This window comes from Sphingomonas sp. FG14 (genome assembly GCF_057809675.1).
Genome location: NZ_JBMDKK010000009.1, coordinates 20,496 through 34,985 on the forward strand (window position 1 = coordinate 20,496; position 14,490 = coordinate 34,985).

Genomic DNA, 14,490 nt, shown 5'->3' on the forward strand with positions numbered 1-14,490 from the left:
CCCAGCGATCTCCAGAAGTGATTCCGATCGGGCCCGGAGCGATTCCAGGACAGATGGACTCACCTCCGGCTCGGGAACCGCGATAAATCGAACGACACTAGAGCGCGTTCGGCCGTCCTCGATTGGCGGTGATCCACACGCCCATTGCCAGCGCCAGCACCACCAGCGCGCCCCCGACCGTCACAAAGGTCGCGTGGATACCCAGGTTGAGGCGCACGGGCGCGGTGATCAACGGATTGAGGAAATGGCCGAGGAACAGCGAGGACTGGACCAGCCCGATCGAATAATTCTGCTGCCCCGGGCTCACCCTGTCGAGGATGCGATTGAGGAAGAAGGGCATGTTCCAGCCGGCACCGATTCCCTCGATCACCACGCAAACCAGGATCAGCTCATAGGTCGGCGCGAAGCCGGCGCCGATGAAACCGATGCCCATCAATGTCGACGACATGACCAGCGTCCAGCCGCCCAGCCGGGCATAGACATAGCCGAACGCGAATGCCGCCAGGATCGATACGGCGGCGCTGAGCGCGGGCACGCGCGAGACCAGCACGGCACTGGTGATGCCGTTGTCCTTGAGCAGGAAGGGCATCTGGAACGACGGCATGGTGTGGCCGATCGAGAGGATCAGCGAGAGCAGAAACAGCGGCCAGAGCTGCCACACCGAGAAACGGTCCTTGCTGTCCAGCTTGCGCTCCAGCGTGATCGGCTTGTCGAACACGAAAAAGGCGATCAGCAACAGGATGCCGGGGATGAGGAACATGATGCCGGGCGCGCGCCAGCCGTAATTCTGCGCCAGCCATCCGCCGAGCAGCATCGTCGTGACCGTTCCGATCGACGAGATGCCGTGGCGATAACCGATCAGCTTCGATCGGAACGCGCCCGTGAACTGGGCGGCGAGGATGCTGGTCATCGACACATCGGCGACGACCGCGCTGAACCCGAGCACGAAGCGGCTGGCGAGCAGCGCGTAATAGTTGAGCGGCAGCAACTGCATCAGCCCCGCCAGCGTGCAGATCGCCAGGCTGGCGAACATCATTCCGCGCAAATTTGTGGATGAAACGAACAGACCCGCGACCAGCCCGGAAATGGCCATGCCGATCGGCGCGAGCGTCACGACGAACTGGGCGCTGAGCACGGCGTCGCCCGAACTGCTGAAATCCTGCGCGATCAGCTGGAGCGCCGGCACTACGGTGGTGAAGGCGAGCGCGGACTTGATCCCGCCCGTCAGCAGGATGACGATGATGAGCAGGCGGCGCCAGGCCGGAAGCACCTCCGCCGGCGACGACGCCACCGGCGCATCCTCACCCATTCCAGTCACGGTGGCCATCTTCAACGCCCTCTCTTGTGTCTTTCGTCCACGCTAGCATTGCGCGCACGTCTTGGCCGTTCGTCATCCGGCATGCTCTCGTTGCCGAGCGCGCATCGTTTCGCAAGGCCCGGGGACGAACCGGAGATCAGCGCGATAGCGTCGCGCCGCCATCGACCGTCCAGACCGCGCCGTTGACGAACGACGCCGCCGGGCTCGCCAGGAAATGCACGACCCGGGCGATTTCGTGCGGATGCGCGACACCCGTTGGCGCGATGCCCGGCGCACCGCCGGCGGCCTCGATCGCACCGCGTGTCGCCTCGGTCAGCACAGGCCCCGGCGCCACCGCGTTCACGCGGATGCCGAACGGCGCGAATTCGCGCGCCATCACCTGCGTCGCCGCCGTGAGGCCGGCCTTGGATGCGGCGTACGCCACCTTGCCCGGCCCCGGACGCAGCGCCTGAACTGATCCGATATTGACGATGGCGCCGCCCCTGCCGCCGTCGCGCATCAGGCGCGCGACCAGTTGCCCCAAGCGGACCGCGCCCTTCAGGTTGATGTCGATCACCGCATCCCAATGCGCCTCGTCGAGATCGAGGACCGGGCACGATGGAAACAGCCCGGCACTGTTGATCAGGATCGCAGGACTCTCGCCGCCCAGCGCATCCGCGAGATTCTCGCCGATCCGCCATTGCGAAAGATCGAGCGCAAGCGCGCCCGCGCCGGGCATCGCCGCTTGCGCGGCAGCCAACCCCGCTTCGTCCCGATCGACGAGCAACAGCCGCGCGCCTGCCCGTCCCAGATGCTCCGCGATGCAGCGCCCGATGCCGGAGGCCGCGCCGGTGACGATGGCGAGCCGGCCATCGAGCCGGCTCGTCGCCGCCAGCGTTTGAGCATCGGCGGGCATCGTCGCGTCCTGACTTCCCGACTAGAAATCCAGGCCCAGCGCGAAGCCGTAATAGCGCGGCCGGTTATAGGTGCCCGCGAGGATCGCGCCGAAATCGGTGGCGAAGGTCAGATAACGGTTGTTGCTGAGATTCTCGCCGAAGATCTGCGCCCGCAACTTGTGCCCGTCGACCTCGAACGCCCAGATCAGGCGTGCGCTGTAATTGCTCTCTTTTCCGTAGAGCGGGACCTGCGCCGTGTTCGGCGCCTGCGACAACAAGGTATAGGTCGGCGAATTGCCCTTGCCGGTATAGTCGCCGCGCAGCGTGAAGCTGCCCGCCGACGCTGTATCGAGCGTATATTCGGCGCCGACATGATAGGTCCATTTCGGCACGTTCGCGAATTCGGCCTGGCTCGCCACATTCGTCGGAACGCCGCCGACGGCCAGGATATATTCCTTATATTCGGGATCGACATAGCCCAGATTGCCGTCGACCCTGAAGCCGCCGAGCACCAGCTGACCCTCGATTTCGAAACCACGATAACGGGCCTTGCCGGCGTTTGTGAGCTGGTTGGTATTGGTCGAGATATTATAGCCGTTGACCTGCAGATCGTCATAATCGGTCTGGAACGCCGCGACATTCAGGCGGACGCGCCGGTCGAAGAAATCGCTCTTGATGCCGGCTTCGTAGCTGCGCGCGGTTTCCGGCCCGAAGGGCGGCGCGCCGACGGTCGGCGCGTTATAGCCGCCGGACCGATAGGCCGAGGATGCCCGGGCATAGAGCAGGACATCGGGCAGCACCTTGTAGCTGATCGAACCGAGCCAGCCGACATTGTTCCATTTGTCGCTGCGCGCCTGGGTCAAGGTCGTCGTCGTCACGGTGGTGGAAACCGAGACGGAATCGAGGCGCTTCTTGTCCTCGGTATAGCGGATGCCACCGACGACTTCGAGGTCGCCATTGGCGAAGGACGGCTTCCAGCCGATCTGCGCGAAGCCGGCATAGGATTTGGAATCGATCGAATAGCTCGTACTGCGGTTCAGCCGGATCGCCGCTGCCGCCGACAGCGGCGAATTGAGGATGGTGGTGATCGTCTCGTCGACCTTTTCATCATAATAATAAAGGCCGATCAGATAGTTGAACTCGCCGATGTCGCCGAGCAGCTGCAGTTCCTGGGTGAATTGCTTTTGCCGGCCCGGATTCGCGGGCGTCACATGCGCCGTGACCCATTCGATCGGCTGCCCCGCCACCGCGGGATTGGCGACCGCGCCACGTGTCGCACCACCACCGATATTGCCGCGGAGATTCTGGTTGATCTCGTTATAGCCGGTGATCGACTTGATCGTCAGCGCGTCGCTGAAATGCTGTTCGAGCGTCAGCACGCCGCCCCAGGTTTCCATCGCGGCCTTTCCGTCGGTACGCGGATCGCGATAGCTGTAATCGCGCGGCCCCGGCCCGATCGGGAAAGCCGGGCCATTCGCGGCTCCGGCATTGCCGAAATAGGCGCGACCGACCGTCGATCCGCCGAGCACTTCCCAGCCCGTATAGGAATTCACCTTGTTGTAGCGCCCACGCAGATCGACCGTGAGATCGCCGAGATCGCCGCGCAGCGCGGCGCCGAAACCATAGCTATCGAGCGCGCCGCCCCATTTCGAGCGCGACACGCCCGGCGTCTCAACCCAGCCATCGCGCGAGTGCGATTGCGCGGAGATCTTGAGCGCGAACGGCGAATTGCCAAGACGGCCGAACTGGACGACCGCGGAACCGGTCACCTCAGCGCGCGAGCCATAGGAGAAATCGGCCTTGACACCGAACTCCTCGTCCGGGCTGCGGGTCGACAGCAGGATCGCGCCACCAGTGGTGTTCCGACCGAACAAAGTACCCTGAGGCCCGCGCAACACTTCGACGCTGGCGATATCGGGCAGGTCAAACGTGTTGCCACTGGGGCGCGGATTGTAGACGCCATCAATATAGACGCCAACCGCCGGCTCGACATAGAGCGCCGTGGACAAGGTCCCGATACCGCGAATGTAGATCGCCGGCGCATTGCCGCTGCCGCTGGCCTGGGTGATGCGAAGGCTCGGCGCGAGCTGGGTGATGCCGTCGATCCGTACGATGTTCAGCGTTTCGAGCTGGGCGCCGGAAATCGCGCTGATCGACAGCGGCGTTTCCTGCGACCGCTCGGCGCGGCGGCGCGCGGTGACGATGATATCTTCCAGGCGCCCCTGTCCGGCCTCTGCCTGCGCATCCTCGTCAGGCGCGGTTTGCGCGAGGCCGGCGGCCGGAAATCCGGCGACGAGGCCCGCGCCCAACGCGATTCCGGCAACGCCACGCCAAAAACGCCCGCGGCCGACGCCCCGATCCAATGATTGGATATAATCGCTGTTCACCTGGCCACTCTCCCGATCCCATCTATTTTGGGGTCATTCTAAGAATGGCTGCGGGAACGACAAATCTGAAACGGGCACAGGAGCAATTCAAAACGGGCATCATGAGTACGGCAGCCGCTTGCGAACCGACAGGTATCAGCCACCCATCCGAGGGCGGAGGCCATGCCCTGTGGATCGACCTGACTTATCCCCAATGACTGGACAACGGGGTGAAACATGCCTGAAGTCAGTGCCCCTGGCCTTTACCGGAAGTGAAGGCGCTTGATCCGGATCTGCTCGGGATCAGCCACCTCCCCACTCGACGAGAGAACAGCAACCGACAACCTCGGTTTCTCTCACATGACCCATGATGCCGTCATGATAACGGGATTGAATGCCCGGTCGCGTCGGGACAACCCAGATCATTGGGATAGATTCGCCTTACGCTCGCACGAGCTTGCTGTGCCCGGATCCAGGTCCAGGCAACGCCCATCCATTTCCCCCGGCGCGATGTCGAGGTCGATCAGCGCCGCGAGCGTGGGCAGGATATCGACGGTTTCGACGGAAAGGGGTTGCTCGAAACCGGTCATGCCTGGCCGGTAGAACAGAATCGGGACACGACGATCATAGCCCCAGGCAGAGCCATGCGTCGCGACGCCACCGGTTTCCGGATCGGGGATGGGCGTCACATATGGTTTCAGCAGCACGATGAGATCGCCGGACCGTTCTACATCGAAGGACGCACGGGCGCGCTCCGCGAGTGACCATTCCTCCACCGGCGGGATCGGCATCGCCATACGCTTCAATTCCTCAGCGCTGAGCACCGAGGCGACCTGCGGATGCGCGAACAGTTCGGATCGGGCCAGCGCGATCGCGCGCGCGCGCAGTTCGGGCGGCACTTTGCGCGACATATACCAATCCCCGAACGGACCGTCCGAATGGAGCAGGGGTTCGGCGATATCCAGCTTCAGCACGTCCGCGACACGCTTGCCGATTGTACCGGGCGAAAGATCGGGCGTGACTCGCTGTGCAGCCGGAAACCCGCGCATGGCGTTGCGTTCGGGCAGATCGTGCCCGCCATGATCGGCGGTCAAGACAAGGACATAGCTCAGCCCACGCGCGTCCAGCGCGGCCAGTATCCGGCCGATCGTCGCATCGAGATCAATCATCCGGGCGCACATTTCCGCGCCCTCTGTCCCGAAGAGATGGCCGACATAGTCGGTCGCCGACAGGCCGATCGTCAGCAGATCGGCCGATGGCCCCTGACCGAGCTTCATTTCGTCCAGCAGGCCGATGGCGAGATCGGATGTCGCCGCGTCGAAATCCGTCGTCGCGCGAAACGCCTTCGTATCACGGGCCTTGCGCTCGACAGGCAGGCCCACCTGCTTGCCGTTGCCGACCGGAACCGACGCCGCGCGCGCCGCGCATAGCGCCGGCAAGACAGGTTGCGCCGGTTTGGCAAGGACCGCCGCGATACGCGCATTGATCCGGCCGACGATCGCCGGCGACGGTCCGGCTCGATCGCGAAGCGTGGCATAGGCCTTGCCGTTCCAGAACCAGATCTGATCGGTATCGTGGCCGCCCATCATCACCGCCGCGCGATCCTTGCCCGCGACGGCGACGACACGGCTGGCCGGATCGGCCGCCTTCATGCGATCGCCGAGCGTCGGCACCTTGAGCTGCACCGGGCTGGCCGTGTAGCTGCCGGACGCATCGCGCGCGACCGAGGGGTCTTCCGCGCAATAGACGAGTTTGTCGGCGCGCGGCGATCCGAGATCATACCAATGGTTCGCGATGATGCCGGTCCGGGCCGGACGCGATCCCGTCAAGATCGTTGAATGGCCGGGGCAGGTTTCGGTCGCGGCATGGCTTTGATAGCCGGAAGGAAAGACCGCGCCCCCCGCCATGCGCGCCATACCCTGTGTAAAGATTCCACGATATTCGGCGAAAAGATCCGCCGAGAATTGATCGACCGATATGGCCACGATCAGCGTCGGCCTGGCGATGTCTCGCGCATATGACCGCGACGGCAGGATGAGCGCGACGGCCATTGCCACGGCCAGGCATGAACGATTCATCTTGCTGAGAATCCTCCCCAAGGACCGCGCCTCAGCGCGACACGACCGGCAAATCGAGGAACGATCGCTTCACGGCATTCGCCTCCAGCTTCAGAACCGGCGTTCCGGATTCCGGAACGCGATAGAAGCTGTCCTTGTCGTGGCCCGCGACCGCAACGCGCAGTGCATGTCCCTTCGGCACCATCACCGATGTCGGGAGCAGCGGGAAGGAAACCGTATCGGTCACGCCCGGCACCATCGCCGCCGCATCCGCGCGCCTGAAGCTGTGCGCAGGGCCGAAGGCCGCACCTCCGGCTCTTCGGCCCGCGAGCTTTCGGCTCGACAGCCGCAATTCGCCTTCGGTGATCATGGTGACGCGGCCATCGGGCGCAACGCTTTCCAGATAGACGATCACCGCGCCATCCGCATGCGAGGACGATATTTGCAGGGTGATGACGGGATATCCGGTGATCTCCAGTTCCTTGCCGAGCGGCGGCGAGGTGTAGGTCAGCAAGCGCCTGTCCGCTTCCCGCCGATCGCCGTAAAAGACGTCGCGATAGCCAAGCTGCGTGGTCCAGCGCGTCTCCGCCCCCGTGCCCGCCTCGAAATCGACGGTGTAGCTGTCGCCCCCCTCCGGAGCCGTCGGCACCTTCCGGTCGAGACGACGATCGGGCCCCAGATAGAAGCGCTGGCTGCGCACGCCCGCTGGCGGCCATACCCTGGTCGTACGCCAGCGTTTTGCGCCCATCGTATAATAGACGAGTTCCTTGCCGGTGCGCCGGGGTCGTGCACCGTGCTCGAGATAAGGCGCGACGAACTGCCGGATCAGCTCATATTGTTCATCCATCCCAGGAGATACCGGGGCATCCTTCGGATTATAGGGATCGGCGTCGTGCCGCGCGCCATGCCCCCATGCCCCGATGATATATTTGTTCGGCCGGTCGTCGGCCGCGAAGCGCGTCAGCATCCCGTCCGCGGTTCCCGCATCCATCCAGCTTCCCCAATGAAAAGCGGGAATCCGGCTGGCGGAAACCGGCTTCGCGAATTCATGACGCGTCACCGAATGGTCCGGCGTGTCCGACAGGCTTTTCGCGACCTTCAGGTCGTCCCGATATTCCACGCCGTCGAAAATAGCGGTCATCGATACATTGTTCTTGTGCGCCTCGATGGCCGCCTTCAGCTCCGCCCTGCCATGCGGACCGTCGACCGGCTTGACGCCCAGCACCTGTGCGCCGTTCGCATCCCTGCGATAGCCAAGGCTTGCGGCGTCGTTGATGTCCAGGGCCCGAACCATATTCCCCCACTCGCTGGACATGATCCGATTCTTCAGCCCGCCGGGGAACAACAGCGAGGTGTACCAATCGAAATCGGTGAACTGCGGAACGACCACCTTCAGCGCGGGATGCCCCGACAGAACCGACAATTCGGCGGCATTGCCGAGATAGGAGACGCCGATGGTGCCGACCCTGCCGTTCGACCAAGGCTCCGAGACGATGCCATCAATGATGGAATAATAGTCGCGGATCTCGGCGGTGGAGAATTCGGTGCCCCTGGTGCCGGACGACGCCCCCGATCCCCGCACATCGGCGACGACATAGGCATAGCCGAAGCCGTTCATGAATTTCGCGAGCACCGGCGGATCTGATTTTGGCGGATCGTGATCCTTCGCGCGCCAATAGCGGGTGAACGAGATCATCGCCGGCACTTTCGCCTGGTCGGTCATCCCTTCAGGCAGCCAGATCTCGACCGCGATCCTCACCCCATCGGGCATGGTGATGTATTTCGCCTGGTTCCGGGGCGACGCCATGGCGCCACCGGCACTCGACATGAGCAGCGACGCCGCGACGATGAATGACCGAAAGATCATGGCCAGCCTATTTCACACCCTCGAACGGCGTGGCATCCACGAACCGCCGGAGGACGTTGCCCGTCATCTTCGACACGCTGTTCTTGAAATCATTGTGGTTGAGGCTCGCGCGCCAGCCCATCGACCCGACGGAGAACACCGCCCCGCCCTTGGGCGTTTCGTAGAAGACGATGTCCGCCTTCGGGTTTTTGACGTTCAGGCGGTAGCGCCAGTCGACCAGCCCTTCGCCCGAGGCGTCATAGGGCCATTTGATATTCTCGCTCGTCGCGACGATCAGGGCATGGCGCGGCGTTCCCCGCTTGAAACTGGCGGAATCGACTTCCTCGGCAGCCGCGCCGCCCGCATATTTGCCGAAATCGCCAATGATGTCGCCCGCGATCCCTTCGAAGATGAAGGCAGCCCTCGGGTCGTTCGCGGCCGGCAGCTTCCGGTAATATCCGCCGCCTTCCATCGCCATCGGCTTGGAATATCTGACCCCGACCAATTCCCTCGGTTCGCGGCCGGCATCCCACCAATATCCGCTGCGATGGCCGTCAAATTCCTGATAGGCGTAGAAGAAGGATTCATTCCCCTGCTCGACCTTCCGGACCTCGATCACGTCGGGAACCTCGCGGTGGAAGGATGTGACCCAGTAAAAGCCGTTGCCGCCGAGATACATGAACCGACCGCCCCGATTCTGGTAGGCTTCCAGCGCGGTCCAGATTTCGGGCGTCACATATTCGGGATGGTTGCCGGACACCACGACGGTGTAATTTTCCAGCAGTCCGACGCCTTCCTTCTGGAGAAGATCGTCGGTGATCACGTCATAGTCGAAACCTTCGTGGTCCAGCCATTCGATGATGTCGAGATCGGCGTTGAGGGTGATGGTCGCCGCGTCCGGACGCGTCGTGATGTTGGGATAACGGCGTGATGCGTGCTGGACGAGGGTGCCGTCGCGATGGAATTCATAGACGCCACCGGGAAATTCGGGACGGTCGATCAGGAAATCCGCATTGGCCTTCGCGCCGACGATCACCTTGACGGGATCTTCCTGCCGCATCACCTCTTTTCCGTCCGCGCCCTTTTCCAATATGGCGATCCGGGCGTTGAAGCCGGCCGTGATGTTGCTGTACGCCAGATAGGATGTCGTCGGCAGCAGGAATGCGATCTTCGCATTCGCCTTGCCCCTGGGCGGCGCGACATAGAATGGCACGAAATCCTCGGACTCACCCAGGCGCAGGCGCACGGCATAGACGCCGCTTTCCAGATCGTCGGGGATTTTGAACGAGAAATCATTCTTCCACTCGAGATCGTAAACCGCATCGTCGTGGAAATACATCGCGCCATAATGGGTGGGCGTTTCCTGCCAGTTATACGATGTCTCTTTCCAGTTGACCCCCGGCATGGCGCGATAGGGCAGGTTGACGGCAATGCCGTGCAAGGCGTGGCCGCCCAGGTCGTGAACCCTTGTCGTACCGGTTCCCTTGGCGAAATCCCAGAAGCCGACGATGCCCCCGCTATCATAATCTGTCGGTGTGAGCGCCGCCAGCAGCTTCCCGGTCGCCACCCCGTCCAGCACCCCGCGCGCAATACGGACCGTATCGAGCTTGCCGTTGAACGCGCCTTCCGCGCGCCTCAGAGCGCCATTGCCTGGCCCTCCAGATGCCGCCGCGAACCGCAAGCTTCCCTTCTGCACCAACGCGTTGACAGCGCCTGAAGCATCTTCGGACTTCAGATGGAATTTTTCGCCGGGCGTCGGCGCAACCGGCTGGTAGCGCAGCGTGACGCTGTTCCTGGCCGCGTCATAGACGGCGGACACTTGATACCATCTGTCGATCGCCAGCGGAGACAGGGTCGCCACTTTCTGGCTGGTTCGGCCATCGCCTGCGTAGAAGGCGAGCCTGCCGACTTCGTCGAGCGCGAGCGACCAGCCCTTTTTGGCTACGGCATCCCAGCGGGCGATCAGATGCTGGACCCCGCCGGCGCCCCCTTTTCCGTCGACCGGGATCAATGTCGGGAGAACGCTGGCGACGACGGTGAAACTGCCCAGCCCGTCCAGCGCATCCGCGTTGCTTATCTCGACGAAGGAGCCGGTATGCACCGCCTGATTGCGCCCAGGATAGCTGCCCTCGAACGCAGACGGCACTTCCTCGAACTGGAAGCGCTTGCCGCGATCAAATTCATCGGCGGATTTCAAACGGATCAGATCCGCCTTGTATTTTCCGGGCGCATAGGTGCTCACCTTGAAATCGGCGGTTTCTCCGGGACGGACCGTCCATGGCAGGCCATAGCCGACGATCGTCTTCTTGGGCTGCTTCATGTCGACCATGCGGGCGTGCAGCACATCGGGAACGCTGGCGGCCACCGCCGCGCTGCCCAGAAGCTGCAGCACCGTGCGCCGGGTGGGAGAAAGCGCGGCCGAAGAGAATGCCGAACCGTTTTGCGGCCGTAGAATTCTCGAACCACTCATAAGCGCAACTCCAAAGGATATATCGACAAGTAGTCCGGAGGCCGCCCAGAAATCCCCCGGGATTGCGATCAGGAGTGATGGATTCAAACCCGGACCACAGGTGAATCATGCAGCCATGCAAACCTCGAGTCAACATTTATGAATGTTCATTCATATGAATGAGCGGACGTTGATCCTGGCGAGGAAAGCGGGTCGGAGTGACATGGATCCTCGCATGATGAGCTTGCGACGTATCAACGCCGATGCGGGCCCTCCCCGCAATCGCGCTTCGATTGATTGAAACGAGGCAATCGGCGCACCAATACGCCCACACGCAGCGATCAACGCTTCGCGCGTTTCTCCGGCCGCTTTTCCAGCGCCTTCATGATGAAATTCAGGATATTCTCGGTAACATCTTCCTGGGACAGGCTGCCCTTGTCACCCTCGAACCAGTATATCAGATGCTCGATGGGACCGAGCATCGAAAAGGTTGCCGTCGTCAGATTGTCGAACTCGAAAACGCCGGCCTGCTCGCCTCTTTTCAGGATATCCTGAATGATGAGGATCAATTCTCTTTGAGCATTGATGACGATCTTCTTCTGAGATTTTGTCAATCCGGATCGATCATTGTTCGCTCGGAATGAGTGAAAGTCGATCAACGGCAGGATCTTGCAATATTGTATTTCATAAGCGATGTGCGCGCGAATGAACGCTTCGAGCTGAAGCCGGGGATCGTTCGGATCGACCTTCGCCACCGCTTCCTTGCACATCGTGATCATCTGCCACCCGATATCTTCCAGGATGGTGAAGAGGATCTCGTTCTTGGATTTGAAGTAATTGTAAAACGCGGATGGTTGAATATTCACGCGCTTCGCAATGTCGGTCATGCTCGTATTGTCATATCCTTTTTCCATGAAGCTCTTCGCCGCGGATTCAAGGATAGTACGACGGGTCGCAGGGCCGCTGCCCTTTTTTCGTGTAACGCCCGTTTTTTGCGTGACCGTTGCCATGTCGCTCCAATTCAAAATATCGACCGGATGTCCGCAGCGGAATGCGCCGATTTTGGGGTTTACCGTACCAAAATACGTCGGTCTTGCAAGGGCGTGGCCTGTCGTTCGCACCGCGGCAGCCGTGGAAAAACCACCGGAAAGACGCAGCTGCCCCCCGGGGCAAATGGGTGCAAGCCAGATGGCAGCCGCTGCACATGGATGTCGCCGGGAAGCCCTTGGCTTACCGGCGACAATCAGCCCGATATGCGCGGGCTTGTCAGAAATTCAGTTCGAAGCTCACGCCATATTTTCTCGGCGTGCCGTAGCGCTCATGCCGCGTACCCATCAGATCGAGCACCGCCGGCGCAGTGATATACAGCTTGTTCGTCAGGTTCCTGACCCAGAGATAGACGCCCCAGCCATCCTCGGCCGAACGAATGCCGGTGCGGGCATTGAACAATGTATAGGCCGGCTTCTCGCGGAGGTTCGCCGAATCCTGGAACTGATTTCCACGATAGGTCATCCCGCCATTCAGCATGAACTCGCCGATATTGCCGATGGCGTGCGTGAAGGTGGCGCCCGCGCTCGCATTCCATTTCGGCGAATAGGTCAGGCGCTTTCCGGAGAAATCCTTGTTGCCGACCTTGTAGGTGCTGAAGGTCGCATCGGAATAACCCACCGCGAAATCGATCGCCAGGAAATCGGCGGGCCTGAACGTGCCTTCCGCCTCGAACCCCTTGATCTTCGAAGAACCGGCATTCGCGATGACCTCGGTCAGACAGCTCGCATCGCCGCAATCCCGCACCTGCTGATCGGTATAATCCATGTAGAAAGCCGCGAGATTGAGCGCGAGTTTCTCGCCGAAATACAATCCCTTGAGGCCGACCTCGTAATTGGCGACATATTCGGGATCGATGATATTGTTCGTCACGATAAAATTGACTTCGCCGAGATTCCAGCCGCCGGCCTTGTACCCTCTTGAAACCAGGGCGTAGGCATTCGCATTATCGGCCAACGCATATTTGGCGGTAGCGTTGAATGACCAGGCGCCCTTCGAATATTTCCCCGACACGTCCTGCGCGACGAACGGGAAGCCGCGCGGCACCGTCTGGTGGAAGGTCATATCCTTCTCATCCTTGGTGTAGCGCGCACCGATGCCGACCGTGAATTTGTCCGTGAAGCGATAATCGACCTGACCGAACGCCGCGTAGCTGTCGCTCTTGAGCGTCGCCGCGTGACGCAGCCCGGTCCCGACCGGGAATATTCCGACATACCCCTCCAGGGTGAAAATCTCGGTGGATTCCTCAACCTTCTGGTGGAAGTAGAAAAGCCCGGCGGTGAAATCGAGCTTGTCGCCACCGGTCGTTCCCAGCCGCAATTCCTGGCTGAACTGGCTCTGCTTCTCGGAATTGATGTCACCGAAAAGCGGCTGGTTCGTATAGTCCCGATCGAACACCCTGAGCGCCTTCGCGTCCCGATATGCGGTGATCGATGTCAGCGCCAGGTTCCGCGCGACATCGACGGTCACATGGGCGCTGACGCCCGTCGCCTCGATATCCTCGTCCGACGCCCCGTCGATATTCACTTCATAGGGCTTCGGCGCGAAAACGATCGGCCCCGCGCTCACGGGCGGGGCGAAACCCGCCGCCCGGAAATCGAAGGCGAACGCTTCGCTCGGGCCGTCCTTGCGGTTGATCTTCGTCCAGTCGGCGGCGAGCAGAATATCGACGCCTGGGCCGGGGATCAGGTTGAGCTGTCCCCTCAGTCCATAAGCGTCCGGCGTGTTGTAGGTCTCACCGCTCACGATGTTTTTGACGTGGCCATCGCCGTCCGTGAGGAACGCGTCGAGCTTCGCGTTCAGCACGCCCTCGATCAGCGGCCCGCCAATGCCGAACCGCGTGCGGATATAATCGTAGTTTCCGACGTCGACCTTGGCATAGCCGCCGAATTCGGTCGGCGGCTTTTTCGTTACGATCGCAATCACGCCGGAAATCGTATTCTTGCCCTGCAGCGTGCCCTGCGGGCCGCGCAATACTTCGATCCGCGAAATATCGACGAGATCCTGGCTGACCGACAGCATACGCCCCATATAGACGCCGTCTACGCTCAACCCGAAACCGACATCCAGGCCGGCATTATCTTCCTGTGTGGCGATACCGCGAATGGAGATCGTGTTGTTCGACCGTGAATCTTCGCCATCGATCGAGAAGTTCGCGACGGAATATTGAAGATTTTCGATCGTTCCGGCGCCGATCATGTCGATCTTCTCGGCAGATACCGACGTCAGCGACATCGGGACGTCGACGAGGCGCTCATCCCTTTTGCGGGCAGTGACCACGATCTCTTCCGCAGACGCCGCATTGGCAGCCGCACCGCCCGTTTGCTGGGCGAAGGCGGGCTGCCCAAAGATGCAGGCGCCAGCCATTCCCAGGAATAGCGGAATAGTCTTGAATCTAGCCATTGGCCTTCGTCCCCCCTGAATTTGGCTAAAGGCCGCCTGAGGCGGCTTATTGATCGGTCCCCCGACGATAATCGGGGTATCATGGCGTTTTCACCGCTGTCAATATTTATTTATGAACATTCATTCATA

General features: G+C 61.6%; 8 protein-coding genes. All 8 read right to left on the reverse strand.

The annotated features are described in order from the left end of the window. Positions 1–97 precede the first annotated feature (97 nt). The 8 genes from ACODTA_RS20440 to ACODTA_RS20475 all read right to left on the reverse strand — a co-directional run bounded on the left by ACODTA_RS20440 (position 98) and on the right by ACODTA_RS20475 (position 14,361). Positions 98–1,327, reverse strand: coding sequence for an MFS transporter (locus tag ACODTA_RS20440; protein WP_489068041.1), 1,230 nt, complete (start codon positions 1,325–1,327; stop codon positions 98–100). Positions 1,328–1,454: 127 nt separating this feature from the next. Beyond that, a complete protein-coding gene (locus ACODTA_RS20445; protein WP_489068043.1) occupies positions 1,455–2,213 on the reverse strand; it encodes an SDR family NAD(P)-dependent oxidoreductase in 759 nt (252 codons plus the stop codon). Positions 2,214–2,234: 21 nt separating this feature from the next. Then, complete coding sequence (locus tag ACODTA_RS20450; RefSeq protein ID WP_489068045.1) at positions 2,235–4,502, reverse strand: TonB-dependent receptor; 2,268 nt, start codon at positions 4,500–4,502, stop codon at positions 2,235–2,237. Positions 4,503–4,981: 479 nt separating this feature from the next. After that, a complete protein-coding gene (locus tag ACODTA_RS20455) occupies positions 4,982–6,637 on the reverse strand; it encodes an alkaline phosphatase family protein (RefSeq protein ID WP_489068047.1) in 1,656 nt (551 codons plus the stop codon). A gap of 31 nt (positions 6,638–6,668) precedes the next feature. Next, positions 6,669–8,483, reverse strand: a complete 1,815-nt coding sequence (locus tag ACODTA_RS20460) for a CocE/NonD family hydrolase (protein ID WP_489068049.1) — start codon at positions 8,481–8,483, stop codon at positions 6,669–6,671. A 7-nt stretch (positions 8,484–8,490) separates the two neighbouring features. Next, positions 8,491–10,854: a N,N-dimethylformamidase beta subunit family domain-containing protein gene (locus tag ACODTA_RS20465; protein ID WP_489068051.1), complete on the reverse strand. Its 2,364-nt coding sequence runs from the start codon at positions 10,852–10,854 to the stop codon at positions 8,491–8,493. 398 nt (positions 10,855–11,252) lie between these two features. After that, the gene (locus ACODTA_RS20470) at positions 11,253–12,032 is read right to left on the reverse strand and encodes a TetR/AcrR family transcriptional regulator (RefSeq protein ID WP_489068053.1); all 780 of its coding nucleotides are present in this window, start codon (positions 12,030–12,032) and stop codon (positions 11,253–11,255) included. A 145-nt stretch (positions 12,033–12,177) separates the two neighbouring features. Beyond that, the gene (locus ACODTA_RS20475) at positions 12,178–14,361 is read right to left on the reverse strand and encodes a TonB-dependent receptor (protein WP_489068055.1); all 2,184 of its coding nucleotides are present in this window, start codon (positions 14,359–14,361) and stop codon (positions 12,178–12,180) included. Between the last annotated feature and the right edge of the window lie 129 nt (positions 14,362–14,490).

Excerpts from the sequence above, each read along its gene's own strand:
- ACODTA_RS20460 (WP_489068049.1), bottom strand. The coding sequence starts at position 8,483 with ATGATCTTTCGGTCATTCATCGTCGCGGCGTCGCTGCTCATGTCGAGT.
- ACODTA_RS20445 (WP_489068043.1), bottom strand. The coding sequence starts at position 2,213 with ATGCCCGCCGATGCTCAAACGCTGGCGGCGACGAGCCGGCTCGATGGC.
- ACODTA_RS20440 (WP_489068041.1), bottom strand. The coding sequence starts at position 1,327 with ATGGCCACCGTGACTGGAATGGGTGAGGATGCGCCGGTGGCGTCGTCG.
- ACODTA_RS20455 (WP_489068047.1), bottom strand. The coding sequence starts at position 6,637 with ATGAATCGTTCATGCCTGGCCGTGGCAATGGCCGTCGCGCTCATCCTG.
- ACODTA_RS20475 (WP_489068055.1), bottom strand. The coding sequence starts at position 14,361 with ATGGCTAGATTCAAGACTATTCCGCTATTCCTGGGAATGGCTGGCGCC.